The following is a 24267-nucleotide window of genomic DNA, read 5'->3' on the forward strand; positions in this document are numbered from 1 at the left end:
AAACCGCAGCGACCGTGGCGGCCGCGCTCCCTCCGAAACCCGACTTCGCGGGGTGGTCAGCGTGACGGACCTCGTAACGTTCGGCGAGACGATGCTCCGGCTCTCGCCGCCGCGAGGCGTCCGGCTGGAAACGACACGGAAGCTCGGCGTCCAGGCAGGCGGGGCGGAGAGCAACGTCGCGGTCGGCGCGGCGCGGCTCGGCGCGGACGCCGTCTGGCTCTCGAAGCTCCCGGAGTCGCCGCTCGGGCGGCGGGTCGTGAGCGAGCTCCGGAGCCACGGGGTCCGAACCGGCGTCGCGTGGGCCGACCCCGAGTCGAGCCGCGTCGGGACGTACTACCTCGAGCACGGCGGCGAGCCGCGCGGGACGACCGTGGTCTACGACCGCGCCGACGCCGCGATCACGACGGTCGAGCCCGGGGAGCTGCCGACCGCCGCGCTGGAGGCGGCCGAGCGCTTCCACACGACCGGGATCACCCCAGCTCTCTCCGAGCGTGCCGCGGAGACGACGACCGCGCTGCTCCGCGCCGCGGGCGAGGCCGGCGCGATCCGCTCGTTCGACCTGAACTACCGGGCGAAGCTCTGGGACCCCGAGACGGCCCGGGCGGCGTACGAGGAGCTGTTCGCGCACGTCGACACGCTGTTCGTCCCGCGGCGCGACGCCCGCGAGGTGCTGGGCCGCGAGGGCGACGCCGTCGAGATTGCCCACGGGCTCGCCTCCGAGTTCGGCTTCGACACCGTCGTCGTCACGCGGGGCACGGAGGGGGCGGTGGCGCTGCGGGACGGCGCGGTGTACGAGCAGGGCGTCTTCGACGCGGAGACGTTCGACGCGATCGGCACCGGCGACGCCTTCGTCGCCGGCTACCTCGCCAAGCGGCTCGACGGCGGCGGCGTCGCGGACGGGCTGGAGTGGGCCGCCGCGGCCGCCGCCCTGAAGCGCACCGTCGACGGCGACCTCGCCGTGATCACGCCCGAGGACGTGGCCGACGTCGTCGACGGCGGCGGCGGCATCGACCGGTAGGGGCCGGTCCGCCAGCGTTTCGGCCGGCGGCAGCCGCCCGCATTCCCTCCGGCGGGCGTCGCCCGCGTTCCGACCCGTTTATAGTCGCCGGCCCGCCCCCTCAGGGTATGACCAACGACGAGCGACGACGCGAGCTCATCGCCGCGCTGCGGGCGGCCGACGCCGTCCGGTTCGGCGAGTTCGAGCTCTCGCACGGCGGCACCAGCGACTACTACGTCGACAAGTACCTGTTCGAGACCGACCCGGCGGCGTTAACGCTCGTGAGCGAGGCGTTCGCGGCCCGGCTCGCCGACACCGACGCGAAGCTCGCGGGGGTCGCGCTCGGCGCCGTCCCGCTGGTGGCCGTGACGGCCGCCGAGATGGGCCGCCCGTACGTCATCGCGCGCAAGTCGGCGAAGGAGTACGGCACCGGCAACCGCATCGAGGGCCGGCTCGACGAGGGCGAGGAGGTCGTCGTGTTAGAGGACATCGCCACGACCGGGCAGTCGGCCGTCGACGCCGTCGAGGCGCTGCGCGAGGCGGGCGCGACGGTGAACCGCGTGCTCGTCGTCGTCGACCGCGAGGAGGGGGCCGCGGAGCTGCTCGCCGACCACGGCGTGGAGCTGGAGTCGCTGCTGACGGCGACGGAGCTGCTGGCGGAGCGGGACGCGGAGTAACGGTAGTCCGGGGCCGCGGGTTTTTCAACCGGCGTCAGGTCTCCGGCGCGTCCACCGTCGGCACCGCGACGCGCTCCAAGACGTCGGCGATCACGTCGCGCTCGTCGACGTCGTTGACGGCGGCGTCCGGGGTCAACACGAGCCGGTGCGCGAGCGTCGGCTCCGCGACGCGCTTCACGTCGTCCGGGGTGACGAACTCGCGGCCGGCGACGACCGCCGCGGCGCGGGCGGTCTCGAACAGCCGCTGCGTGCCGCGGGGCGAAACGCCCACGTCGACGCGGCGGTCTTCGCGGGTCGCGCGGACGAGCGCGGCCATGTACCCGAGCAGGTCGTCGTCGACGCGTACGGTCTCCGGTACCTCGCGGAGCGCGGAGACGGCGTCGGGGTCGAGGACGCGGTCGACCGTCGGCGCCTGCTCGACGCGGCCGGCGCGCCGCCGGAGCAGTTCGACCTCACCGTCCTCGTCGGGGTAGCCGATCGAGGTCTTGATCGCGAAGCGGTCGAGCTGCGCCTCCGGCAGCGGGAACGCGCCCTCGCTCTCGACGGGGTTCTGGGTCGCGATGACGTAGAAGGGGCTGGGAAGCTCGTGGGTGTCGCCGTCGACGGTCACCTGTCCCTCCTCCATCGCCTCCAGCAGCGCGGCCTGGGTCTTCGGCGGCGCGCGGTTGATCTCGTCGGCGAGCACGACGTTGGCGAAGATCGGGCCGGGCGAGAAGGCGAAGGAGCCGTCGCGCTCGTCGAACACGTTCGTCCCGGTGACGTCGGACGGGAGGAGGTCGGGCGTGAACTGCACCCGGGAGAACTCCAAGCCGAGCGCGGTCGCGAACGAGCGCGCCGAGAGGGTCTTGCCGGTGCCGGGCACGTCCTCCAAGAGGACGTGGCCGCGGGAGAGGATCCCGAGCGTGACGCGGTCGAGGAACTCGCGGTCGGCGACGACCGCGCCGCCGACCTCCTCGACGACGCGCGAGCAGACCCTCGCCGCTTCGGGGACGTCCATACCGGGCGCACGGGAGCCGCGCCGAAAAGCGTTGCCGGCGGCGGTCCGGCTCCCCTCGGCACCCTGGAGACGCGGTCTCGACGCGTCGCCGTCGCTGTCTGGGATCCGTCGCCGTCGGCGCTTCGTCACCGGCGATCGAAACGCATAACAGCGGAACCGGCCAACCCGCAAGTGAGCCGAGGTAGCCTAGCCTGGCCAAGGCGGTAGATTCGAAATCTACTGTCCATTCGGACACCGGAGTTCAAATCTCCGCCTCGGCGCTTCTCTCGAACGCCGCCCCGCGAGCGATGCGGCCGGGGACGGCGACCGCGGTCGGACCCTACGGCTGTCCGCCCAGCGACTCCTGCTCGCTCCCGGAGTCGCCCCGCAGCCGCCGTCGCCGCTTGTCGTAGGCCGCCTCCAGCTTCGCGTTCGTCGCCCGCGAGACGAGGTAGCAGTCGACCTCGTCGCCGTCGCGGGGGTGCGCGCTCGCGACCCAGACGTGGCCGTCGCCCGTCGAGAGGTCGGCCGCCCACCGCTCCGCGGCCGCGCGGCTCTCGAACGCGTGACGGGGGCCGTCCTCGAAGACGAGCCGCCCCACCTTCGCGTTGCGCTTGCGCGCCGAGGGCTTCACCGCGACGACGACGCTCACGGGCGACGTTCGGGCGTCATCGCTTAAAAACCTCGTCAGACGCGACCGCTCGCGACGCGGTCGGCGGTCGCCGCTCGACCGGTGAGACCACCGCGGACGGGGCGAGAGCGAACCGCAAGAAACCAGACCCCCGCCTCCCTACCCGGACGCATGAGCGACCCGGCCTGGTACGAGGACGCGACGATCTACTCGCTGGACGTCAAGACGTTCAACGACGGCGACGGCGACGGATGGGGGGACTTCCGGGGGGCGATCGACCGGCTCGGCTACCTCGACGAGCTCGGGGTCGACGCGCTCTGGATCCGGCCGTTCTACCCGAGTCCGCTCCGCGACAACGGGTACGACGTCGCCGACTACTACGGCGTCGACGACCGGCTGGGGAGCCTCGACGACTTCCGCGAGTTCGCCGACCGGGCGCACGAGCGCGGCATCCGGGTGATCACCGACCTTGTCTTCAACCACACCTCGGACGAGCACGAGTGGTTCCAGCGAGCCCGCGAGGACCCGAAGTCCGAGTACCACGACTACTACCTGTGGACGAGTCACCTCGACGACGCCCACCAGCGCGGCAACATCTTCCCCGAGTACGAGGACGGGGTCTGGACGTACGACGAGGTCGCCGAGAAGCACTACTTCCACCAGTTCTACGGCCACCAGCCCGACCTCAACGTCGCGAACCCCGCCGTCCGCGAGGAGCTGTACGACGTGCTCCGGTTCTGGCTCGACCAGGGCGCCGACGGCTTCCGGATCGACGCCGCCCACCCGATGCTGATGCCGAAGGGGCACGACGCGACCACCCTCGATCAGACCGACCTGGGCGAGTCCATCGAGCTGTTCAAGGAGATGCGGCGGGTCGTCGAGGCGGAGCAGTCCGACGCGGTGCTTTTGGCCGAGGCGGACGACGAGCCGGAGCACCTCGACTACTACTTCGGCGACGGCGAGGCGTTCCACCTCCAGTTCAACTTCGTGATGAACGCGCACCTCACCTACGCCGTCGGCGTGAACGACACCTGGCCGCTCCAGCGCGCCGAGGAGATCCTCCCGGACGTCTCCGACGTGGGCGGGTGGGTGAACTTCCTGCGGAACCACGACGAGTGGAACCTGCTGAAGCTCCCCGAGGAGGCGTTCGAGCACGCCCGCGAGCACTTCGGCGACGACGACGGCGACTCGTGGATCTTCGAGCGCGGCCACCGGCTCCGCCTCGCGGACCTGTACGGCGGCGACCGCGACCGGATCGCCCTCGCTCACAGCCTCCTCTTCTCGCTCCCCGGCTCCGTCGCGCTCCAGTCCGGCGACGAGATCGGGATGGGCGCGGACCTCTCCCTGCCCGAGCGCGAGGCCGTCCGCACCCCGATGCAGTGGGACGACTCCCCGAACGGCGGCTTCTCGACGGCCGATCCGGAGGACTGCTACAACCCCGTGGTCGACGACGGCGAGTACGCCTACGACCGCGTGAACGTCGCCGACCAGCGCGGCGACCCCGACTCGCTGCTCTCGCGGGTCGAGGAAATCGTTGCGGCCCGCGACGCCTGTCCGGAGATCGCCCGCGGGGGCTACCGCGCGCTCGACTGCGACCACAAGGAGACGCGCGTCCACCGGTTCGAACACGAAGGAACCGTCCTGCTCTGCGCGCACAACCTCGCGGACGAGTACCGCGAGGAGATCGTCGGCTTCGACGTCGACCCGGCCACCGTCGAGCACGTGGTCGGCGACGGCGAGCACTACGTGGCGAAGGGGGGCGTCACGTTCAAGCTCGACGCCTGCGACTACGCCTGGATACGCGCCGAGAAGCGCTGAACGCGGATCACTCGGGGCGAGGGGCCCCGGTCAGTCGTCCGCGAGCGAGGCGACGTCCGGGACCGACCCGTCCTCGGCGGCGGCCGAGAGCAGGCGGTCGAGCCCGTCGACCATCGCGACGACGCTGGCGCGGGTGATGTCGGCGTCGGTCGAGGAGACGGAGACCGAGCGGTCGCCCCGCGAGAGGTCGACCTCGACGGTGACGACCGCGTCGGTGCCGCCCGTGATCGCGTCGACGTGGTAGGAGTCCAGATCGAAGGAGACGCCGCCGGGGCCGTCGCCCTCGCCGTCGGCCCCATCGCCAGCCAGGGCGGCCCGCACGGCCTCAAGTCCGGCGTCGACGGGACCGGCGCCCGTGCCGGAGGCGACTCGCTCCTCGTCGCCGACCCGGAGCCGGACCGACGCGGTGGGGAGGTTCCCGCCGGAGGTGGCCGACAGGTCGACGAGCTCGACGCGGCGGTCGCGCTCGCGGCCCTGCACGTCCTCCGTGATCGCGAGCAGGTCGGCGTCGGTGACGCGCTTCCCCCGGTCGCCGAGCTCCTTCACGCGGCTCACGACCTCGCTCAGCTCGTCGGCGTCGACCGCGACGTCGTGCTCGGCGAGCGCGGCCTTGACGCCCGCGCGGCCGGCGTGTTTGCCGAGGACGAGCCGGCGCTCGCGGCCCACCGTCTCCGGCGGGTACGGCTCGTACATCGTCCCGTCCTTGAGCGTGCCGTCGGTGTGGATGCCGGACTCGTGGGCGAAGGCGTTGGCGCCGCAGACCGCCTTGTTCGGCGGGAGCGCCACGCCGGTCGCCTCCGAGACGACCCGGCAGAGCCGGTAGAGTCGCTCGAACTCGACGGTGTCGACGTCGTACGACCGGGCGAGCGCGACGGCGACCTCCTCCAAGGCGACGTTACCGGCGCGCTCGCCGACGCCCATCACGGTGCCGTGGACGGTGTCGGCGCCCGCCTTCAGCCCGGCGTGGACGTTCGCCACGCCGAGGCCGAGGTCGTCGTGGGTGTGGAGGCTCGTCGGGCCGAGCTCGGCGAGCCGGGAGACGACCTCGGCGGTGCGCTCCGGGTCGGCCGCGCCGACGGTGTCGCAGTAGCAGATCCGGTCGGCGCCGGCGTCGAGGCCCGCGCCGAGCAGGCGTTCGAGGTAGTCGAGGTCGGCGCGCGAGCCGTCCTCGCCGAGCACCTCGACCCAGAGGCCGTGCTCTTTGGCGTACTCGACGAGCTCGACGGTCGTCTCGACCACCTCCTCGCGGGTCGAGCCGACCTTCGTCTCGACGTGTTTGTCCGAGGCGGGGACGACGAGGTTGATCCCGTCGACGCCGCAGTCGAGCGCGTGGTCGACGTCGCGTTTCACGCCGCGGGCGAAGCTCGTCACGGTCGCGTCGAGCCCCTCGCCGGCGACCCGGCGGATGGCCTCGCGCTCGCCCTCGGAGGTGCACGCCGAGCCGGCCTCGATCAGGTGCATCCCCGCGGCGTCGAGCTCGCGGGCGACGTCGACCTTCTCGGCCGGCGTCAGCGAGACGCCGGGCATCTGCTCGCCGTCGCGCAGGGTGGTGTCTAACAGCTGTACCTCGTCGAGTTCGGTGAGTGGTGTTCGGGTCAAAAGGGAGTCCGTCGGCTCTGCGGTGGGTTCGGGGTCGGTGCCGCCGCGGGGCGGTCGTGCCCCGGAGTCGTTATCGCCGGAGAATTTCGCGGCCAGCCGCCGCGAGGCGACTTCCTCTATCCTCCGAACGACCACGATCGTCTCGTGTCATTCGTGTCCGTGCCGACGCGTCACACACGTATAAACGGACGGGTCGCGACAGGAATGACCGACGGATCGTCGGCGAGGTCGGCGGTTCGTCGAGGATACGTCGGCGACGCCCGGAACACTGCCCGGCGGGAGCCGCCGGTCGCCGACAGGATTACACGCGCGGACCGAGAGCGGCCCGCATGAAGCGAGTCGCGGTCGACGACGTCGACGTCGTCACGAACCCGATGGACGTCCACGACGTGCGCCGACCGGTCTCTCGGGACCTCGGCACCGAACACGTCGCGATGAACTACTTCGAGCTCGCGCCCGGAGACGCCTTCTCCGGCGGACTTCACACGCACGGCGACCAAGAGGAGGTGTTCTACGTGATGTCGGGGACCGCGACCTTCGAGGTCGGCCGAGAGCGCGAGCGCGTCGACGTCGGGGCGGGCGAGCTGATCCGGTTCGCGCCCGGCGAGTTCCAGTCCGGGTTCGTCCGCGAGGACGCCGACGAGGGGGTCGTCGCGTGGGCGTTCGGCGCGCCCGGCGCGCGCCACGACTGGGAGGCGATCGAGTCGCTGATCGAGTGCCGGACCTGCGGCGAGGAGCTCCCGCACGCGACGGAGCTGACCGACGAGGGCCGGTTCCGGTTCACCTGCACCGAGTGCGGCACGTCGTTCTCGCCGTAGCGCCCCGTCAGCGGCCGTCTCACCCCAGCAGCGACCGGAACGACCGGCGCCCGACGCCGCACGCCTCGCGGTAGTCGCAGGCGGAACACCGGTCGTCGTCGACGCGCGACGGCGGGCCGTCGATCGCGCGGGCGGCCCGTAGCGCCCGGCGGTAGGCGGCCTTCCGGCGGATCGTGAGCCGGACCTCGCGGACGGCGCCGACGCTCGGGTACTCCACCAGCGCGCGCGGCACCTCGCGCCCGCGCTCCCACGCGACCGCCTTCGCGACGGCGACGGCCCTGACCGACTGCGGCTCCCAGACGCCGTTCTCGGGGGGTTCGCCCGGCGAGACGACCGTGGGGACGGGCGGGTCGTCGCAATCGGGCGGATCGGTGGCGTCGCCACCGCCGCCCAACACCTTGTGAACCGTTCCGTGACAGTCCTTCCCGGAGACGAAGGCGCGCTCGCGGGCGGGGTCGGCGAGCCGATCGTAGTCGTCGCGGTCGCGGAGGCGGTCGAGGTTCCGGCGGTAGGCGGCCGGCGAGCGCCGGATCGGGAGCCGCCGGAGCGTCGCGTCCGGCGCGTCGACGAGCGCGGGGTAGCGATAGGCGAGGTCGATGCGGGCGCGGGCGTCCGCCGGGACCGCCCGGTCGTCCTCGCGGCGGGCGTAGTAGAGCTGTCGGGGGCAGTAGGCCGCGCGGGCCACGTCGCTGAAGGGGGTCACGAGGTGGATGGGCGCGGTTTCGCTGATAAGGGCACGGGCGGGACGCGAGCGGGGCGGCGGGCCGGGGTCGACGCGGGCCGGCGTCGACGCGGGCGGCGTCTACAGCGAGACGTCCGTCTCGATGTCCTCGGTCGCCTCCCGCAACCCGTCCTCGCGGGCGGTCTCGGCGTGGTTGCCTTCGATCTCGGCGTCGGTGAGGAGGTCGCGGAGCTCGTCGCGGAAGCGGTCGTTCGCCCGGGTGGAGGTGAGGTCGACGCGAGCGACGCGCGCGTACTTCGCGACGGCGTCGGGGTCGGCGTCGAGCGCCTGCGCGCAGTCGACGATGGAGCTCCCCTCGGCTGTGAGCGACTTCAGGTCGGCGTAGTCGAACGGGGCGTCGTCGACCGCGCGGTCGGCCTCGCGCACGAGGTGGAGGTCGAAGCGGGCGTCGCGCACGGTGTCGGGGTCGACGTCGACCGGCTCGGGGTCGTCGCCGCCGTCTTCGTCCCCCTCGTCGCCGCCGAGCGCGCCCGCGTCGTCGCCCTCGGCGAGCGCGGCGACGATCGCCGCGTCGTCCTCCAGCTCGAAGCGCCCGCGGGCGATCCGGACGTACGTCGCGTCGTCGAGGGGCGTCGAGAAGTCGTACCGCTCCCGCATCGCGGCGACCAGCTCGCGGACGCGCTCTGCGACGGCGGCCTCGTCGCGGTCGGTGAGGGTGCCGGGGGACTCCGCCTGCCGCTCGGTGACCGTGTCGGACCCGGTGGTCTCGACGAAGATGTCGCGGAGCTCGGCGGTCTTCTCGTCCATGGACCCGCACGTACGCACTCACGGTAGAAAAGCCTCGCGTCCGGTTTCGGACGTCTCGGGCGCGATCGCTCCGGATCGCCGCCGAGAGGCGCAGCGGCCGAGCGACGCCGTTCGGTCGGCTCCCGGAGACTGCCGACCGCCGAGCGCTATCGTCAACCAATATATTCAAGTCGGTTTACGAGCCTGTCGTGGACATGGCAACCAACACGGAGTCGGTGGATCTCGTCGGCGACGAGACCGCGACGAACCTCGCCCGCGCGGCGCTGTTCGCGGCGCTCGTCGGCGCCTTCGCGTACGTCTCCTTCCCGTTCCCGGTGTCGCCCGCGCCGGTCACGCTGCAGGTCCTCGGCGTCTTCCTCGCCGGGATCTTCCTCGGCCCGGTCTGGGGGGGCGCGACGCTCGTCCTCTACCTCGCCGCGGGCGCGCTCGGCGCGCCGGTGTTCGCGGGCGGCTCCGCGGGCTTCGGAGAGCTCGTGGGGGGGACCGCCGGCTACCTCTGGTCGTACCCGATCGCGGCCGCGCTCGTCGGCGCGATCGTCCACCGCGGCGGCGACCTCCGCGAGCTCGACGCCGTCCCCGTTCCCGTCCTCGTGGCCGCGATGGCCGCCGGGACGACGGTCGTCTACGCGATGGGCGTCGTCGGCCTCTACCTGGTCTTAGAGCTCACCCTCGCCGAGGCGTTCGTCCAGGGCGCCGCCGTGTTCCTCCCCGCGGAGGCCGCGAAGATCGCCGCCGCGGTCGGGATCGTGCGCTCGGACGCGATCGCGGCCGCGTGAGGTGACCGCGTGAGTAACCCGGAGGCGGCGCCGTGATCGACGTCGACGGCGTCACCCGTCGGTACGGCGGGACGCGGTCCGGCGAGAGCGGCGGCGACGGCGACGGGAGAGTGGTCGCCGTCGACGACGTCTCCCTCTCGGTCCCCGACGGCGAGTTCCTGATCGTCGCGGGCGCGAACGGCTCCGGGAAGACGACGCTGGTCCGGACGTTCAACGGGCTGGTGACGCCGGACTCCGGGACCGTGTCGGTCAACGGAAACCCGGTCGCAGACGACCTCGTCGCCGCCCGGACCGCGGTCGGCATGGTGTTCCAGGACCCGCGCGACCAGCTGGTCGCGGCGACCGTCGGCAGTGACGTCGCCTTCGGCCCGGAGAACCTCGGCCTGTCGCACGCCGAGATCGACCGCCGGGTCGCGACCGCGCTCGACGCCGTCAACATGACCGGGCGCGAGGAGGACCGGATCGCGTCGCTGTCGGGCGGCGAGCGCGAGCGCGTCGCGATCGCCGGCGCGCTGGCGATGGAGCCGGACCACCTCGTCTTAGACGAGCCGTTCACCGGGCTCGACGAGCCGGCGCGGCGCTCGGTCGTCGACCGCCTCCGGGACCTCCACCGCGAGGGGACGAGCGTGATCGTCGTCACCCACGACCTGCGGGACGTGCTCGGGCTCGCCGACCGCGTGATCGGGCTGGCGGACGGCCGGGTCGCGGTCGACGCTGACCCGGAGGCGGCCGTCGGGGATCTCCCCGGGCTCGACGTTCGAGTTCCCGAGAACGGCCTCGCGGAACGGGCAGCCGATCCGTGACGCTCTCGTACGTCCCCGGGGACTCGCTCGCTCACCGCCTCGACCCGCGGTCGAAGCTCCTCGTGCAGGTCGGGTTCGCGTCCGCCGCCTTCGCGCACACGACGCCGCGCGGGCTCACAGCGCTGACGGTCGTCGCCGTCGGCTGCCTGCGGCTGGCCGGCGGGGGCCCGCGCGACCTGTGGGCGTACCGGGTCGCGCTCCCGTTCCTCCTCGTCGCCCCGTTCGTGGCGGGCGCGACCCTCGGCGATCCCTGGTTCCGGGTCGACCGCGCGGCCGACACGGCGCTGGCGAGCTACCGGGTCCTCCTGGTGCTCGTCGTCGCCGCCGCCTACGTGCGGTCGACGCCCGTCCGCGACTCCCGGGCGGCGATCCAGCACACCGTCCCCGGCAGGCCCGGCCAGCTCCTCGGGGCCGGCGTCGCGCTCGTGTTCCGGTTCCTCCCCCTGTTGAAACGCGATCTGCTGACCGCGCGCGACGCGATGCGGGTGCGCTTGGGCGACGAGCTACCGGTGCGCGACCGGATGCGAATCGTCGCCGTCGCGGGGATCGACCGCGCCCTCGGCCGCGCGGACCGGCTGGGGACCGCCCTCGCGGCCCGGTGTTTCGCGTGGAATCCGACGCTCCCGCGGCTCGCGTTCGGACGCGCGGACGCGGTCGCGTTGGCGGTCGGCTGCGGCCTGCTCGCGGCCGCGCTGGCCGGAGCGGTCTGAGGCCTGGAACGGCCCCGGACCGACGGCGGATCGACTCCGCGTGGCAAGTTTTAACCGGACCGTATCCGGCTGATCTACCATGACTCCGCTGCAGGCGGCCACCCGGGAGACGTTCTGGACGATCGGCCCGGTGGGGAAGGCCGCGTTCTACTGGCTCGCCGCGGTCGCGATCCTCGTCTTCCTGTACGGCGTGTACGCTCGGTTCGCGGCGTACGCCCGCGGAAGCGCGGACCCCCGCGACCGGCTGTCGGACCTCCCGAGCCGGGTCGTCTCCGCGACCCGGACCGTCCTCTCGAACGAGAACCAGTTCGACGGGGACGCGTACACCGGCGTGATGCACGCGTTCGTGCTGTGGGGCTTTCTCACCCTGCTCGTCGCGACGACGATCCTCGGGTTCGACATCGACGTCTACCGCCCGATCGCGGGCGAGTCGTTCTGGGTCGGCGACTTCTACCTGGCCTACCAGTTCACCGTCGACGCGTTCGGCCTGCTGTTCGTCGTCGGCGTCGGGATGGCCATGTACCGGCGCTACAGGGAGCGCGACGGGCGGCTGTGGGGGAAACACACCACGTTCGAGGACGACGCGTTCGTCTGGACCCTCTTCCTGCTCGGCGTCGGCGGCTTCGTCGTGCAGGCGCTCGGCATCGTCGGCCAGCCGGCGCGGGCCGACGAGACGGTGAGCTTCATCGGGATGGCGATGGCCGCCGGGTTCCGGTGGGCCGGGCTGACGCCCGCGGGCGCCGAGGCGATCTACGGCGTCGTCTGGTGGAGCCACTCGCTTTTGGCGTTCGCGTTCATCGCGTGGATCCCGTACGCGAAGCCGTTCCACATGATCTCCTCGTTCGCGAACGTCGTCGCCCGCGACGAGAAGGCCGGCGCGCGGCTCCCGAACGTCCCCGCCGACCTCGACCACACCAACGCCGAGTCGCTCGACGACTTCACGTGGAAGGAGCTGATGGACGGCGACGCCTGCACGAAGTGCGGCCGCTGCACCGACGCCTGCCCGGCCGACACGGTCGGCCGGAACCTCGACCCCCGTGACGTGATCCTCGACCTGAAGGCGTACCGCGAGTCGGTGACGGACGACCCGGTGGCGGGGAGCGGCGGCGGCGGGTCGGTCGCGACCGACGGCGGCGTGGCCAGCTCCGCCGCCGCCAGCGACGGCGGCACCGTCCCCATCGTCGCCGACGAGGGCGGCGTGATCGACAGCGAGTCGATGGAGTCCTGCATGTCCTGTATGGCCTGCATGGACGCCTGCCCGGTCGACATCGAGCACCTCACCTCCTTCACCAAGATGAACCGCCAGCTCGTCGACGAGGGCGCCGTGGACTCGAACCTCCAAGACGTGTTCCAGGACGTGATGCAGAAGGGGAACACCTTCGGCGAGTCGCAGTCGGCCCGCGGCGACTGGGCGGACGAGCTCGAGGACGTCGAGGTCCCGGACGCCCGCGAGCGCGAGGTGGAGTACCTCTGGTACGTCGGCGACTACCCGAGCTTCGACGACCGGAACAAGGAGGTCGCCCGCGCGCTCGCCCGCCTGTTCGACGAGGCGGGCGTCGAGTTCGGCATCCTGTTCGACGACGAGAAGAACGACGGCAACGACGTCCGCCGGATCGGCGAGGAGTTCCTCTATCTCGAGCTGGCGGGCCATCACGTCGAGACGTTCGCCGACTGCGAGTTCGAGAAGATCGTCTGCACGGACCCGCACTCGTACAACACCATCAAAAACGAGTACCCCGAGGTCGACTTCGCGGAGTTCGCGGACGACCCGATGATGCCGTTCGACCGCGAGGAGCCGTGGAACCCGGAGGGAGAGATCGACGTGCGCCACTGGACGCAGGTGGTCGAAGAGCTCGTCGACGAGGGCCGGCTCGGGCTGTCGGGCGACGAGCTCGACTACACCGTCACCTACCACGACCCCTGCCACCTCGGCCGGTACAACGACGAGTACGAGGCGCCCCGCGAGCTAATCTCAGCGACCGGCGCCGACCTCCACGAGATGCCGCGCTCGCGCGACGACTCGTTCTGCTGCGGCGGCGGCGGGGGCGGGCTCTGGACCGAGCACGACGAGGCCGTCAAGCCGAGCGAGGAGCGCCTCCGCGAGGCGGTCGAGGACACCGACGCGGGCGGCGCGATAGAGAAGTTCGTCGTCGCCTGCCCGATGTGCACGACGATGTTCGAGGACGGCCGGAAGACGGGCGACTTCGAGGACGACGTGGAGATCGTCGACGTCGCCGAACTCCTGATCGAGGCGGTGGAGGCGGAGTGAGAGGGCGGACCCGGATTCAGGCGCCCCGGCCCGCGTCCCGCGGGGACGACGGCGCTCGGGACTCGACCGCCTCGTCGACCCGGCGCAGCAGCGCCCGCCCCGGAGCCCGGTCGCGCACGGGAGCGTCGCCGAGGTAGTCGATCAGCGCGTCGCGGAGCAGCTCGGTGCCCTCGGGGGCGAGCGCGCGATCGCGCTCGATGCGCCGGATCGGTCGGCGCTGCGCGGGGGGATCGTCGCCGGCGGCGGCCGCGACCGCGCCCGCGTCGAGCAGGGCGGCGTGGGCGATCCACGCCTCTTCGCGGGAGAGCGAGAGGTTCCCGTTCGTCGGAGGGGTCATCGTCCCGGTGTTCGCACGGAGGGTCTTAAAAACACGCCCGCACCCTCGCCGTCGACGCCGACCGCGAGACGAGGGGTCGGTCGAACTATATAGAGTATATATCGCCGGGGAGCGATACTGCTCGGGGCATACCCCTCATAGCATACTACTTAACTGGGACACGTCGATCAGCTGTTGATGGCTTCCAGCCACGACGCAGACACTACGGAGATCACACGGCGGAAATCGCTCGCGGCGCTCGCCGGTGTCGGGGCCCTCGGCCTCGCCGGTTGTACGCAGAGCTCCGGGGACGGTTCCGACGGCGGCTCCGGAGACGGCTCCGACGGCGGAGACGACACGCTCTCCGGGTCGATCAACATCGCCGGGTCCTCGACCGTCTTCCCGCTGATGAGCGCGATCGCGGAGGATTTCGCGGCCGAACACGATCAGGTCTCGGTCGACATCAGCTCGACCGGCTCCGGCGGCGGGTTCTCCAACTACTTCTGCGTCGGCGACACCGATTTCAACAACGCGAGCCGTGAGATCCAGCCCGCGGAGGAGGAGCTGTGCGCGGAGAACGGCGTCGAGTACGTCGAGCTCATCGCGGCGACGGACGCGCTCACGGTCGTCGTCAACCCCGAGGCCGACTGGATCGACTCCCTCACCGTCGAGGAGCTCGCGCAGATCTGGGAGGAGGACCCCGCCCAGACGTGGGACGAGGTCCGCGACGAGTTCCCGAACGAGGAGATCGAGCGGTTCGGCGCCGCCGACACCTCCGGGACGTACGACTACTTCATCGAGACGATCTTAGAGGAGCGCGGCCACACCGGCGACTACCAGGCGACCGAGCAGGACAACTCGATCGCGCAGGGGGTCTCGGGGAGCGAGTACGCGATCGGCTACTTCGGCTTCGCGTACTACTTCCAGAACCCCGACCAGCTCAAGGCGCTCGGGATCGACTCCGGCGAGGGGCCGGTCGAACCGAGCCTCGAGACGGCCGCCTCCGGCGAGTACAGCCCCCTCTCGCGGTCGCTGTACACGTACCCCTCGATCGAGTCGCTCGGTAAGGAGCACGTCGCCGAGTTCGCCCGGTACTTCGTCGAGCAGACGACGAACGAGGAGCTCGTCGCCGGCGACGTCGGATACGTGCCCGCGACCGAGGAGACCCAGGAGGAGCAGATGGAGATCCTCGAAGACGCCATCGAGCAGGCGCAGGGCTGAGTCGGCGCCATGAACCGGTGTATTGATTTACGACAGCGTTCGATACCCGACCGGTTGTGACAGATAGTACCGAGAGCCCCGATCTCCAGCGTCGGAGCGGGCTCAGACGACTGAAGGAGGGAACCTACGGCGGCCTCTTCGCCGCGTGCGCGGCGGTCACCCTGCTCACGACGGTCGCGATCTTCGTGACGCTGCTGTCGGACGCAGTGGTGTTCTTCCAAGAGGTAGCGATCGCCGAGTTCCTGACCGGCACCAACTGGAGCCCGAACCCGGCCGGCGGCGGGCAGGCGTTCGGCATCATCCCCCTGCTGATCGGGACGATCGTCGTGACGGTCACGGCGGCGTTCATCGCGCTCCCCGTGGGGACGCTGACGGCGATCTACCTCAGCGAGTACGCAACGTCGAACGCGCGCTCGATACTGAAGCCGCTCCTCGAGATCCTCGCCGGCATCCCGACGGTCGTGTACGGCTACTTCGCGCTGGTGTACGTCACGCCGGCGCTGAAGGCGACGCTGTTCCCGGAAATGAGCACCTTCAACGCGCTCTCGGCGTCGATCATGGTCGGCATCATGACGATCCCGATGGTGTCGTCGATCTCGGAGGACGCGATGAGCGCGGTCCCCGACGACCTGCGGCAGGCGGGCTACGGGCTCGGCGCGACGAAGTTCGAGGTGTCGACCGGGATCGTGGTCCCCGCCTCGATCTCGGGGATCGCCTCGTCGTACATCCTCGCGGTGTCGCGCGCCATCGGCGAGACGATGATCGTCGTCGTCGCGATGGGCGCGCAGGCGCGGATGCCGGCGGTCCGGGAGGCCGCGTTCGGAATTCCGTTCATCAACCCCGCCGACGTCCTCCTGGACTCCGGGATGACGATCACGGTCGCGATGGTGCAGATCGCCGGCGGCGACCTCACGGGCGGGTCGATCCCGTACGACTCGATGTTCGCGCTCGGACTCACGCTGTTCGTGGTGACGCTCGCAATGAACGTGATCAGTGACATCATCGCGCAACGCTACCGGGAGGAGTACTGATGGCGACGGACAACGCGACCTCGGGCGGGTTCGGCGAGGTGAGTCGGGTCCGAGGGGTCCTCTTCGAGTACCTCTCGCTCGGCGCGAGCGTGATCGGACTCGTCGCGCTCGGCGTGCTGCTCGTGTACGTCACGATCGACGCCTTCGACCTGGCGAACGCCAGCCCGGAGTGGCTGCTGACGTACTTCCTCACCCTCGTCGCTCCGTTCCTCGCGTTCTGCCTGTACAGCGCGAACGACGCGGCGGTGACGCGGCAGTCCCTCGTCGCGCTCGGCGGGGGACTCGTCGCGGTCGCGGTGCCGTTCACCGCGGTCGAGGCGCTCGTCGCGCCGATCCCGCGGCTCAGCTGGCAGCTCGCGTACCTCTTCGTCGTCGCCGTGCCGGTCACCGCGTACCTCGCGTACGTCGGGAGCCGCGGGCGGGTCGGCGCCGTCGGCTTCGGACTGGCGGGCCGGCTCGTCGGCGGGATCGCGATCGGGCTCGCCGTGGGGACGCTGTTCCTCGTGTTCGACGAGCTGGTGTGGTTCCTCGCGTACACGCTAGGGGTCGTCCCGGCGGCGCTCGCGTACGGATACGGGCGGTACCGGGACGCCTCGATCGCCCTGACGGCCGCCATCCCGATCGGCCTCCTGGGCGCGTTGGCGGCGGTCCTCCTGCGATCGGTCGTCACCACCTACCCCTCCGACCTCATCATCTACCTCTGGACGATCGCGGTCCCGGTCGCGGTCGCCGGGGGTATCGTCGTCGCCGGTCGCGGCGGTCGGACCGCGGGGGTCGCCGCCGGCGGCGTCCCGCTCGCCGTCGCGACCGCGGGCGGCTTCCTCGCCGGGAGCGTCGGGCTCCCCGCCTCCACCACGCTGATCGTGCTCGCCGTGACGGGCGTGCCGACGGCGGTCTACGTCCACCGCGCGCTCGACGTCGGCGAGGGGCTCGCCGGGCTCGCGCTGCCCGCCCTCCTCGTCGGCGGGGCGCTCGTCGGGGCGCTCGTCGTCGAGGCGTTCGGCTTCCCGGCGCCGGACCCGTGGCTCGACGCGTCGTTCGTCACGGAGGCGCCGTCGCGGACCGCGGCCGAGGCCGGCCTCTACCCGGCGATCGTCGGCTCGGTGATCATCATCGCGCTGGTCGCGGTGCTGTCGTTCGTGCTCGGCGTGGGGACCTCCGTCTTCCTGGAGGAGTACACGGCCGGGAGCGGCCTCGTCGGGTCGCTGACGCGGCTGCTTCAGGTGAACATCGCGAACCTCGCCGCCATTCCGTCGGTCGTGTACGGGCTGCTCGGGCTGGGGCTGTTCGCGAACCTGCTCGGATTCGGGCTCGGGACCGCGGTGACCGCGTCGCTGACGCTGTCGCTGCTCATCCTCCCGATCACGATCATCTCCGCGCAGGAGGCGATCCGGTCGGTGCCGGACGACCTGCGCCGGGGGTCGGACGCGATGGGCGCGACCCGGTGGCAGACGACGAAGAACGTCGTCCTCCCGGAGGCCCTGCCCGGTATCCTGACCGGGACGATCCTCGCGCTCGGGCGGGCGATCGGCGAGACCGCGCCGCTCATCATGATCGGCGCGGCGACCACGGTGTTCAGCGCGCCGAGCAGCCTCTTCAGCCGGTTCAGCGCGATGCCGATGCAGATCTACGCGTGGGCGAACTTCCCCCAGGCGGAGTTCCGGTACGGCGTCGTCGCGGCCGGCGTGATCACGCTGCTGATCATCCTCATCGGCATGAACGGAACGGCGATACTGCTGCGGAACCGCGCGGAGCGGGGGACCTAACATGAGTAACACACGATCGAGCGACTCGCTCATCACGACGGACGTAGAGACCGAATCGAACGACCGGACGGCGGGCGCGGAGCGGACCGCGGTGGCCGCGCGCGACCTGAACGTCTTCTACGGGGACGAGCAGGCGATCGACGACGTGTCGATCGAGATCCCCGAGAAGCGCGTGACGGCGCTCATCGGCCCCTCGGGCTGCGGCAAGTCGACGTTCCTCCGGTGTATCAACCGGATGAACGACATGATCGAGGTCTGCCGCGTCGAGGGCGACGTGGAGTTCGGCGGGAAGAACGTGTACGACGACGACGTCGACCCGGTCGCGCTGCGTCGGAAGATCGGGATGGTGTTCCAGAAGCCGAACCCGTTCCCGAAGTCGATCCGCGACAACGTCGCGTACGGACTGAAGATCCAGGGATACGAGGGCGACGTCGACGAGCGAGTCGAGGAGTCGCTGAAGGCCGCCGCGCTGTGGGACGAGGTGAAAGACCAGCTCGATTCCTCGGGGCTCGACCTCTCCGGCGGGCAGCAGCAGCGGCTCTGTATCGCCCGCGCCATCGCGCCCGACCCGGAGGTCGTCCTGATGGACGAGCCGACGTCGGCGCTCGACCCCGTCGCGGCCTCGAAGATCGAGGACCTCATCGACGACCTCGCGGAGGAGTACACCGTCATCATCGTCACGCACAACATGCAGCAGGCGGCGCGCATCTCCGACCGGACCGCCGTCTTCCTCACCGGCGGCCGGCTCGTCGAGTACGACGACACGACCAAGATATTCGAGGACCCCGAAGAGCAGCGCGTCGAGGACTACATCACGGGGAAGTTCGGATAGATGCCCCGGAAGAACTACCAGGAGCGGCTCGACCGGCTCCGCGCCGACGTCGTCGCGATGGGCGAGCTCGTCGGCGAGCGGTACGACGCCGCGATCGAGGCGGCCGCGGCCGGCGACGACGCCCTCGCGCAAGAGGTGATCGAGGGCGACCGCGAGGTGAACGAGACGTACCTCGGCTTGGAGGACGACTGCACGGAGCTGCTCGCGCTCCAGCAGCCCGTCGCCGGCGACCTCCGACTGGTCGCGGCCTCGTTCAAGGTGATCACCGACCTCGAACGCGTGGCCGACCTCGCGACCAACCTCGCCGGCTACGGCGGGCCCGACGGGGGCGTTCACCCGGCCGTCGAGTTCCGCGAGCTCGGCGCGGGGGCCGGCGAGATGGTCGCCGACGCGGTCGCCGCCTACGAGGCGGGCGACGCTGAGGCGTGCCGGGAGATCGCCGCGCGGGACGACGCGTTCGACGAGCGGTGTCGGCAGGCGAGCGAGGCGGTCGTCCGGGAGCTGCTGGAGGCCGACCGCGCCCGCGCCGAGGCGGCCGCCGAGGACGGGAGCGGCGGCGCCACCGAGGCAGCCGACGCCGAGGCGCTGGAGGCCTCCCTCGACGAGGTGTCGCGCGCGCTGCTCGCGGTGCGCGACCTCGAGCGGGTGGCCGACCACGCGGTCAACGTGGCGGCGCGCACCCTGTACATGGTCGAGAACGACGACGAGCTGATCTACTGACGCCGCCCGGCGCGAACCAGACACACCATGACCCACCCCACCGACACGGCGGCCGACACCGACGAAGCGACCGACGAGACGACCACCCTCACGTTCATGTGCGTCCGCAACGCCGGGCGGAGCCAGATGGCGACGGCGTTCGCGGAGCGCGAGCGGGACCGACGCGGCCTCGGCGACCGCGTCGAGATCGTGACCGGGGGCACCGCCCCCGCCGACAGCGTCCACGGCGTGGTCGCGGAGGCGCTCGCGGAGGTCGGTCTCGACGTGAACGGTCGGACGCCGCGGCACGTCTCCGAGGAGACGCTCGCCGCCTCCGACTTCGTCGCCACGATGGGCTGTTCGACGCTCGACCTGGACGGCGTCGACACCGACGATTGGGACCTCGACGACCCGGGCGAGCGCCCGATCGAGGAGGTCCGGGAGATCCGCGACGAGATCGAGCGCCGCGTCGTCGCCCTCTTCGACGATCGGTTCGGCGAGTACGACGGTGAGCGGTAGGCGGCCCCGTGGCGCCGAACGTAATGATCAATATCGACGGATAGAGGCCCTGAAAGCACACATTTAACGGAATAGAGGACCTACATAGTCGCACATGAACGAGACGTTAGAGCGTCGCATTCGGCGCCACAACACGAGCTTCGATCGCGACACCGGACATATCATTCTGCCGAGCGAACGACTCGCCGCCCGCTGGTTCCACGGCGTCGTGGACGCCGCGAAACGGAACGACGACCTGAAACCGCTCGCCGGGCTCCGCATCGGGATCGACCCCGACAGGGACCGAGCCACCGTCATCAACGAGCGAGCGACCGACGGGCTCCGGGCCGCGCTCCCGCCGAGCGGCGAGTCGCTGCGAACCGGGGAGGCCGCAACGCTCGAACGGTACGGGTTCGACGACGACGAGGCGACGCTGCGGGCGGACGTCGAGGCGCTGACCGACGTGCGGCTCGGGAGCGACCCGGAGCCGGCCCTCGCGTAACGGCGTCCCCTTCCACGGGGTGCCGATCTTCGACGAAGTGACGACCCCGTTCGCGGGAGTCCGACCGCCGATCTTCTCCGCTCCGTTCGGACGCGGCCTCCAGAAGTCATAATCGACTCCGCACCCACGGGGTACGCGTGACGATACTGCAGGAGCTCATCGGGGATCAGTCGCTCGCCGTCTGGGTCGCGCTCGGCGCGATCGGGTTCCTCCTGACCTGGAAGGGGGCCAACGTCATCGAGTCGACGACCTCGAAGATCAGCGACCACTTCGGGGTCTCGCAGGCGATCCAGGGCGGGCTCATCGTCGCGGCCGCGACGTCGTTCCCCGAGCTCGCGATCATCGTCATCTCCGTGCTCGTGCTCGGCGAGTTCGGCGTCGGCGCGGGGGCGCTCATCGGGACGGCCGTGTTCAACATCCTAGTCATTCCGAGCGCCGTCGCCATTACGAGCGGCGACACGTCGACGACGCAGGGGATCGTCTACCGCGACGCCATCTTCTACATGGTGGCCGTTCTCGCCCTCTTCGGCGTGATCGCGATCGGCGTCCTCGGGACGGACGGCCGGGAGCTCGCGCGGATCACCCCGCAAATGGGCGTCGGCCTGCTGGTGCTGTACGGCGTGTACGTCATCTTGCTCGTCGGCGGGAAGAGCGGCGCGTCGGATTTGAAGCGGACGGAGTCGACGAACGTCCCGAAGCAGGCCGGGCTGTTCGCGGCCGGGCTGGGCGTCGTGCTCGTCGGCGTCGAATCGATGGTCGGCATGACGATGGAGCTCTCGGACGCGCTCGGCGCGCCGCCGTTCCTCGTCTCCGTGACGGTGCTGTCGGCGATGAGCTCGTTCCCCGACCTGCTCGTCGGCGTGAAGATGGGCGAGGCGGGCGACCAGCGGGCGGCGGTCGCGAACGTCTTCGGGACGAACACGTTCAACCTCGTCGCGGCGCTACCGATCGGCGTCGTCCTCGCCGGCGGCGTCTCGATCGGCTTCCTCACGTCCGTGCCGCTGATGATATTCCTCTTTTACACCACCCTCGTCGTCGTGGTGCTGGCCGCGACGGACTTCGAGCTCACCCGCGAGGAGGGGTACGTCCTCCTCGCGATGTACGTCGCCTTCATCGGGTGGATGACGAGCGAGGCGCTCGGGGTCACCGCGCTGCTCACCGAGGAGACGCTCCGAACGATCGTCGGGTGACCGGACCCGACCGACGCGCCGGCGGACTCCGCGACCGTCGGCGTCCGGCTACGGCGTCCGGACCCGAACCTCGATGCCGTCGGCGTCGGTGACGGCGATCCCGCGGTCGCGCTCGTCGGCCGCGACCTCGGCGTCACTGTCGGCCGCGACCGCGTCGAGTCGGGTCCGCACCGCGTCCAGCGCGTCGACGTCGGGGACGACCACCTCGAACCACGCGAGGCCGAGCCCCGTCGCGGGCGTCGTTCGCCCGCGCCACGTGTTCGCGGCGAGGTGGTGGTGGTAGCCGCCGGCCGCGACGAACCTGACGTTCGGCCCCGTCACGCCGATCTCGAAGCCGATCCCGTCGACGTAGACCGCCTCGAACGCCGACAGCGACGTCGCTTCGAGGTGGACGTGCCCGACGTCGGTGCCGGGCGGGGCGTGGTCGGCGGGCGAGTCCGACGCCTCCCCCGATTCCCCGCCCGCCGCGGCGGCGACGCCCTCGACGTCGAGCGGGTCGGTCGCCATCCGGACCGTCCCGTCGTCGTCGGTGGGCCACTCCTCGCGGGGGCGGTCGCGGTAGATCTCCACCCCGTTCCCCTCCGGGTCGTCGAGGTATAACGCCTCGCTGACGAGGTGGTCGGAGGCGCCGTCGAGCCGCCAGCGGTCCCGCACTCGTCCCAGCGCCTCGCCGAGCGCCGCTCGGGAGGGGACCCGGAACGCGGTGTGGAAGAGGCCGGCCTCGGTGCGCCCGCGTTCGGGGCGGTCCGGATCGCGTCGCAGGACGAGAAGGGGCTCGGCGTCGACGCCGAGGACGGCCTCGTCGCCGTCGCGGTCGAGGACCGCGAGGCCGACGACGTCGCGGTAGAAGGCGGTCGTCTCGTCGAGGTCGGCGACGCGGAGCGCGGCGCGGCCGATCCGCGTTCCGGCTGGGAGGCGGTCGTCGGGGAGAGCGTCGGTCATGTCGGACGGTACGGACGGCCGCGCGTTCAACGCGTCGATCGCGGACGTCGCGTCTGGAGCGGAGCGGGTGAAAGCCGCGACGAGAGCGGAACGACCGACCGCGACGGCCTCGGCGGCACGGACTCTCCCGATCGTCCGTTAGAGTCAAGCGGGGGGCCGACGCAGTACCCGACATGAGCGTCGAACAGGAAGAGCGGGCCATCCGGTGTCTGGTCGCGAAGGTCGGCCTCGACGGCCACGACCGGGGCGCACACGTGATCGCGCGGGCGTTCCGCGACGCCGGCTTCGAGGTCGTCTACTCCGGGCTCCACCGCGCCCCGGAGGACATCGTGCAGGCGGCGGTCCAGGAGGACGTCGACGTGCTCGGGATCTCGATCCTCTCGGGCGCCCACAACACCCTCGTTCCGAAGGTGATCGAGGGGCTGAAGGAGTACGACGCGTTCGAGGACACCCTGATCCTCGTGGGCGGGATCATCCCCGACGACGACGAGGCGGAGCTCAAGGAGCTCGGCGTCGCCGAGGTGTTCGGCCCCGGGACGCCGATGGAGGAGACGATCGAGTTCATCCGGAACAACGTGCCGGAGCGGGCGTAGATGGACGGGCCGCAACGCGACGGGTCGGCGGCGGAGCGGACCCCGGAGCTGAGCGACCGCGACGCCGAGCTCGTCGAGGAGCTGCTCGCCGGGAGCCACCGGGCGCTCGCCCGCGTCATCACGCGGATCGAGGACCGGGCGGCGGGCCACCGGGCGATCGTCTCCGCGCTCCACGGGCACACCGGTGGCGCGGACGTGATCGGGATCACGGGCTCGCCCGGCGCCGGGAAGTCGACGCTAGTCGACAAGCTGGCGGCCGCCTACCGCGAGCGCGGGGACACGGTCGGCGTCGTCGCGGTCGACCCCTCCTCGCCGTACACCGGGGGCGCCGTGCTCGGCGACCGGATCAGGATGGGGTCGAACGTCGGCGACATGGACGTGTTCTTCCGGTCGATGAGCGCGCGCGGTCAGCTCGGCGGGCTCTCGATGGCGACCGCGGACGCCGTGAAGGCGCTCGACGCTTTCGGCAAGGACGTCGTGATCATCGAGACGGTCGGCGCCGGGCAGAACGAGGTCGACGTGGTGCGCACCGCCGACACGGTGGCGGTGCTCGTCCAGCCCGGCTCCGGCGACGACGTGCAGACCCTGAAGGCCGGTATCTTAGAGATCGGCGACGTATTCGTCGTCAACAAGGCCGACATGGACGGCGCGGAGCGCACCCTCGCCGAGTTAGAGGAGATGGTCCACCTGCGCGAGGGGCCGACGAAGGGGCTCGACACGGGCCACCACGGGTTCGACGCGCCGGAGCACCCGGACGACCCGGGGGGCTCCGAGGACGACGGCGACGACGCTCCCGAGTGGACCCCCGAGGTGCTCCGCACCGTCGCGAACACGGGCGAGGGCGTCGACGAGCTGATCGCGGCGTTCGACGACCACGCCGCGCACCTCCGCGAGTCGGGCGAGATCGAGGCGACGAAGCGCCGGCGCTACGCCGAGGAGATCCGGACGCTCGTGCGCTCGGACGTGGGTGCGCTCGCGACCGACGAGATCGATCGGCGCGGCGGGATCGACCGGCTCGCCGAGGCGGTCCGGCGGCGCGAGACCGACCCCTACAGCGTCGCCGCCGAGGTCGTCGCCCCCATCGTCGACTGCGTGGAGACGGACCGGGAGTGAC

25 protein-coding genes and 1 tRNA gene are annotated in these 24267 nt (G+C 71.4%); 19 read left to right on the forward strand and 7 right to left on the reverse strand.

Going from position 1 to position 24267, the window contains the following annotated elements; genetic code table 11:
• Nucleotides 1–52: 52 nt before the first annotated feature.
• Both kdgK1 and pyrE read left to right on the forward strand, forming a co-directional pair.
• On the forward strand, nt 53–1018 hold the full coding sequence (gene kdgK1 / locus FGM06_RS12785) for a bifunctional 2-dehydro-3-deoxygluconokinase/2-dehydro-3-deoxygalactonokinase (RefSeq protein WP_186311019.1): 966 nt from the start codon (nt 53–55) through the stop codon (nt 1016–1018).
• A gap of 107 nt (nt 1019–1125) precedes the next feature.
• Nucleotides 1126–1674, forward strand: a complete 549-nt coding sequence (pyrE, locus tag FGM06_RS12790) for an orotate phosphoribosyltransferase (protein ID WP_144799623.1) — start codon at nt 1126–1128, stop codon at nt 1672–1674.
• Nucleotides 1675–1708: 34 nt separating this feature from the next.
• On the opposite strand, the gene FGM06_RS12795 is transcribed toward pyrE, so the two are convergent.
• Nucleotides 1709–2671 carry an AAA family ATPase gene (locus FGM06_RS12795; RefSeq protein WP_144799624.1) on the reverse strand — a complete coding sequence of 321 codons (963 nt, stop codon included), beginning with the start codon at nt 2669–2671 and terminating at the stop codon, nt 1709–1711.
• A gap of 175 nt (nt 2672–2846) precedes the next feature.
• On the opposite strand from FGM06_RS12795, the gene FGM06_RS12800 reads away from it, so the two are divergent.
• Nucleotides 2847–2931 (forward strand) — tRNA-Ser (locus tag FGM06_RS12800).
• A gap of 59 nt (nt 2932–2990) precedes the next feature.
• Here the strand turns inward: FGM06_RS12800 and FGM06_RS12805 are convergent.
• Nucleotides 2991–3302 carry a hypothetical protein gene (locus FGM06_RS12805; protein ID WP_144799625.1) on the reverse strand — a complete coding sequence of 104 codons (312 nt, stop codon included), beginning with the start codon at nt 3300–3302 and terminating at the stop codon, nt 2991–2993.
• A gap of 150 nt (nt 3303–3452) precedes the next feature.
• Here FGM06_RS12805 and FGM06_RS12810 point away from each other — a divergent pair, with 150 nt between their 5' ends.
• On the forward strand, nt 3453–5099 hold the full coding sequence (locus FGM06_RS12810) for an alpha-amylase family protein (RefSeq protein WP_144799626.1): 1647 nt from the start codon (nt 3453–3455) through the stop codon (nt 5097–5099).
• Between the two features lie 30 nt (nt 5100–5129).
• Here FGM06_RS12810 and FGM06_RS12815 read toward each other — a convergent pair whose 3' ends face one another.
• Complete coding sequence (locus FGM06_RS12815; protein ID WP_186311020.1) at nt 5130–6698, reverse strand: (R)-citramalate synthase; 1569 nt, start codon at nt 6696–6698, stop codon at nt 5130–5132.
• A gap of 329 nt (nt 6699–7027) precedes the next feature.
• Between FGM06_RS12815 and FGM06_RS12820 the strand changes: the two genes are divergently transcribed.
• On the forward strand, nt 7028–7516 hold the full coding sequence (locus tag FGM06_RS12820; protein WP_144799628.1) for a cupin domain-containing protein: 489 nt from the start codon (nt 7028–7030) through the stop codon (nt 7514–7516).
• A gap of 19 nt (nt 7517–7535) precedes the next feature.
• On the opposite strand, the gene FGM06_RS12825 is transcribed toward FGM06_RS12820, so the two are convergent.
• Both FGM06_RS12825 and FGM06_RS12830 read right to left on the reverse strand, forming a co-directional pair.
• Entirely contained in the window at nt 7536–8219 is a 684-nt protein-coding gene (locus FGM06_RS12825) for a hypothetical protein (RefSeq protein ID WP_144799629.1), read from the reverse strand.
• Between the two features lie 99 nt (nt 8220–8318).
• Entirely contained in the window at nt 8319–9005 is a 687-nt protein-coding gene (locus FGM06_RS12830; protein ID WP_144799630.1) for a hypothetical protein, read from the reverse strand.
• 194 nt (nt 9006–9199) lie between these two features.
• On the opposite strand from FGM06_RS12830, the gene FGM06_RS12835 reads away from it, so the two are divergent.
• The 4 genes from FGM06_RS12835 to FGM06_RS12850 all read left to right on the forward strand — a co-directional run bounded on the left by FGM06_RS12835 (nt 9200) and on the right by FGM06_RS12850 (nt 13563).
• A complete protein-coding gene (locus tag FGM06_RS12835; RefSeq protein WP_144799631.1) occupies nt 9200–9781 on the forward strand; it encodes a biotin transporter BioY in 582 nt (193 codons plus the stop codon).
• Nucleotides 9782–9813: 32 nt separating this feature from the next.
• Nucleotides 9814–10584 carry an energy-coupling factor ABC transporter ATP-binding protein gene (locus tag FGM06_RS12840; RefSeq protein ID WP_144799632.1) on the forward strand — a complete coding sequence of 257 codons (771 nt, stop codon included), beginning with the start codon at nt 9814–9816 and terminating at the stop codon, nt 10582–10584.
• Nucleotides 10581–11294: an energy-coupling factor transporter transmembrane component T family protein gene (locus FGM06_RS12845; RefSeq protein WP_144799633.1), complete on the forward strand. Its 714-nt coding sequence runs from the start codon at nt 10581–10583 to the stop codon at nt 11292–11294. The genes FGM06_RS12840 and FGM06_RS12845 overlap by 4 nt, the downstream gene beginning before the upstream one ends.
• 79 nt (nt 11295–11373) lie before the next feature.
• Nucleotides 11374–13563, forward strand: a complete 2190-nt coding sequence (locus tag FGM06_RS12850) for a heterodisulfide reductase-related iron-sulfur binding cluster (RefSeq protein WP_144799634.1) — start codon at nt 11374–11376, stop codon at nt 13561–13563.
• A gap of 16 nt (nt 13564–13579) precedes the next feature.
• Here FGM06_RS12850 and FGM06_RS12855 read toward each other — a convergent pair whose 3' ends face one another.
• On the reverse strand, nt 13580–13900 hold the full coding sequence (locus tag FGM06_RS12855) for a DUF7853 family protein (RefSeq protein ID WP_144799635.1): 321 nt from the start codon (nt 13898–13900) through the stop codon (nt 13580–13582).
• Between the two features lie 177 nt (nt 13901–14077).
• Between FGM06_RS12855 and FGM06_RS12860 the strand changes: the two genes are divergently transcribed.
• The 8 genes from FGM06_RS12860 to FGM06_RS12895 all read left to right on the forward strand — a co-directional run bounded on the left by FGM06_RS12860 (nt 14078) and on the right by FGM06_RS12895 (nt 21618).
• Nucleotides 14078–15100, forward strand: a complete 1023-nt coding sequence (locus FGM06_RS12860) for a PstS family phosphate ABC transporter substrate-binding protein (protein WP_144799636.1) — start codon at nt 14078–14080, stop codon at nt 15098–15100.
• 56 nt (nt 15101–15156) lie between these two features.
• Nucleotides 15157–16131, forward strand: coding sequence for a phosphate ABC transporter permease subunit PstC (gene pstC, locus FGM06_RS12865; protein WP_144799637.1), 975 nt, complete (start codon nt 15157–15159; stop codon nt 16129–16131).
• Nucleotides 16131–17897, forward strand: coding sequence for a phosphate ABC transporter permease PstA (gene pstA / locus FGM06_RS12870; protein ID WP_144799638.1), 1767 nt, complete (start codon nt 16131–16133; stop codon nt 17895–17897). The genes pstC and pstA overlap by 1 nt, the downstream gene beginning before the upstream one ends.
• A 1-nt stretch (nt 17898) precedes the next feature.
• The gene (gene pstB / locus FGM06_RS12875) at nt 17899–18729 is read left to right on the forward strand and encodes a phosphate ABC transporter ATP-binding protein PstB (RefSeq protein WP_144799639.1); all 831 of its coding nucleotides are present in this window, start codon (nt 17899–17901) and stop codon (nt 18727–18729) included.
• Nucleotides 18730–19449 (forward strand): phosphate signaling complex PhoU family protein, encoded by a 720-nt coding sequence (locus tag FGM06_RS12880; protein WP_144799640.1) that lies wholly within the window; start codon nt 18730–18732, stop codon nt 19447–19449.
• Nucleotides 19450–19476: 27 nt separating this feature from the next.
• Nucleotides 19477–19947, forward strand: coding sequence for an arsenate-mycothiol transferase ArsC (locus FGM06_RS12885; RefSeq protein ID WP_144799641.1), 471 nt, complete (start codon nt 19477–19479; stop codon nt 19945–19947).
• Nucleotides 19948–20041: 94 nt separating this feature from the next.
• Entirely contained in the window at nt 20042–20428 is a 387-nt protein-coding gene (locus tag FGM06_RS12890) for a hypothetical protein (RefSeq protein ID WP_144799642.1), read from the forward strand.
• A 137-nt stretch (nt 20429–20565) separates the two neighbouring features.
• On the forward strand, nt 20566–21618 hold the full coding sequence (locus FGM06_RS12895) for a sodium:calcium antiporter (protein WP_144799643.1): 1053 nt from the start codon (nt 20566–20568) through the stop codon (nt 21616–21618).
• A gap of 48 nt (nt 21619–21666) precedes the next feature.
• On the opposite strand, the gene FGM06_RS12900 is transcribed toward FGM06_RS12895, so the two are convergent.
• Entirely contained in the window at nt 21667–22560 is an 894-nt protein-coding gene (locus tag FGM06_RS12900; RefSeq protein WP_144799644.1) for a VOC family protein, read from the reverse strand.
• A gap of 173 nt (nt 22561–22733) precedes the next feature.
• Here FGM06_RS12900 and FGM06_RS12905 point away from each other — a divergent pair, with 173 nt between their 5' ends.
• Together FGM06_RS12905 and meaB are read left to right on the forward strand one after the other, a co-directional pair.
• On the forward strand, nt 22734–23153 hold the full coding sequence (locus FGM06_RS12905; RefSeq protein WP_144799645.1) for a cobalamin B12-binding domain-containing protein: 420 nt from the start codon (nt 22734–22736) through the stop codon (nt 23151–23153).
• Entirely contained in the window at nt 23154–24266 is a 1113-nt protein-coding gene (gene meaB, locus FGM06_RS12910; protein ID WP_144799646.1) for a methylmalonyl Co-A mutase-associated GTPase MeaB, read from the forward strand. It begins immediately after the preceding gene.
• Nucleotide 24267 lies beyond the last annotated feature (1 nt).

The organism is Halorubrum depositum (genome assembly GCF_007671725.1).
Taxonomy (GTDB): domain Archaea; phylum Halobacteriota; class Halobacteria; order Halobacteriales; family Haloferacaceae; genus Halorubrum; species Halorubrum depositum.

Coding starts and splice junctions, on each gene's coding strand:
- FGM06_RS12795 (WP_144799624.1), bottom strand. CDS start 2,671: ATGGACGTCCCCGAAGCGGCGAGGGTCTGCTCGCGCGTCGTCGAGGAG.
- pstA (WP_144799638.1), top strand. CDS start 16,131: ATGGCGACGGACAACGCGACCTCGGGCGGGTTCGGCGAGGTGAGTCGG.
- FGM06_RS12820 (WP_144799628.1), top strand. CDS start 7,028: ATGAAGCGAGTCGCGGTCGACGACGTCGACGTCGTCACGAACCCGATG.
- pstB (WP_144799639.1), top strand. CDS start 17,899: ATGAGTAACACACGATCGAGCGACTCGCTCATCACGACGGACGTAGAG.
- FGM06_RS12890 (WP_144799642.1), top strand. CDS start 20,042: ATGAACGAGACGTTAGAGCGTCGCATTCGGCGCCACAACACGAGCTTC.
- FGM06_RS12855 (WP_144799635.1), bottom strand. CDS start 13,900: ATGACCCCTCCGACGAACGGGAACCTCTCGCTCTCCCGCGAAGAGGCG.
- FGM06_RS12885 (WP_144799641.1), top strand. CDS start 19,477: ATGACCCACCCCACCGACACGGCGGCCGACACCGACGAAGCGACCGAC.
- FGM06_RS12880 (WP_144799640.1), top strand. CDS start 18,730: ATGCCCCGGAAGAACTACCAGGAGCGGCTCGACCGGCTCCGCGCCGAC.
- FGM06_RS12900 (WP_144799644.1), bottom strand. CDS start 22,560: ATGACCGACGCTCTCCCCGACGACCGCCTCCCAGCCGGAACGCGGATC.
- FGM06_RS12860 (WP_144799636.1), top strand. CDS start 14,078: ATGGCTTCCAGCCACGACGCAGACACTACGGAGATCACACGGCGGAAA.
- FGM06_RS12810 (WP_144799626.1), top strand. CDS start 3,453: ATGAGCGACCCGGCCTGGTACGAGGACGCGACGATCTACTCGCTGGAC.
- FGM06_RS12835 (WP_144799631.1), top strand. CDS start 9,200: ATGGCAACCAACACGGAGTCGGTGGATCTCGTCGGCGACGAGACCGCG.
- pyrE (WP_144799623.1), top strand. CDS start 1,126: ATGACCAACGACGAGCGACGACGCGAGCTCATCGCCGCGCTGCGGGCG.
- FGM06_RS12850 (WP_144799634.1), top strand. CDS start 11,374: ATGACTCCGCTGCAGGCGGCCACCCGGGAGACGTTCTGGACGATCGGC.
- FGM06_RS12830 (WP_144799630.1), bottom strand. CDS start 9,005: ATGGACGAGAAGACCGCCGAGCTCCGCGACATCTTCGTCGAGACCACC.
- FGM06_RS12905 (WP_144799645.1), top strand. CDS start 22,734: ATGAGCGTCGAACAGGAAGAGCGGGCCATCCGGTGTCTGGTCGCGAAG.
- meaB (WP_144799646.1), top strand. CDS start 23,154: ATGGACGGGCCGCAACGCGACGGGTCGGCGGCGGAGCGGACCCCGGAG.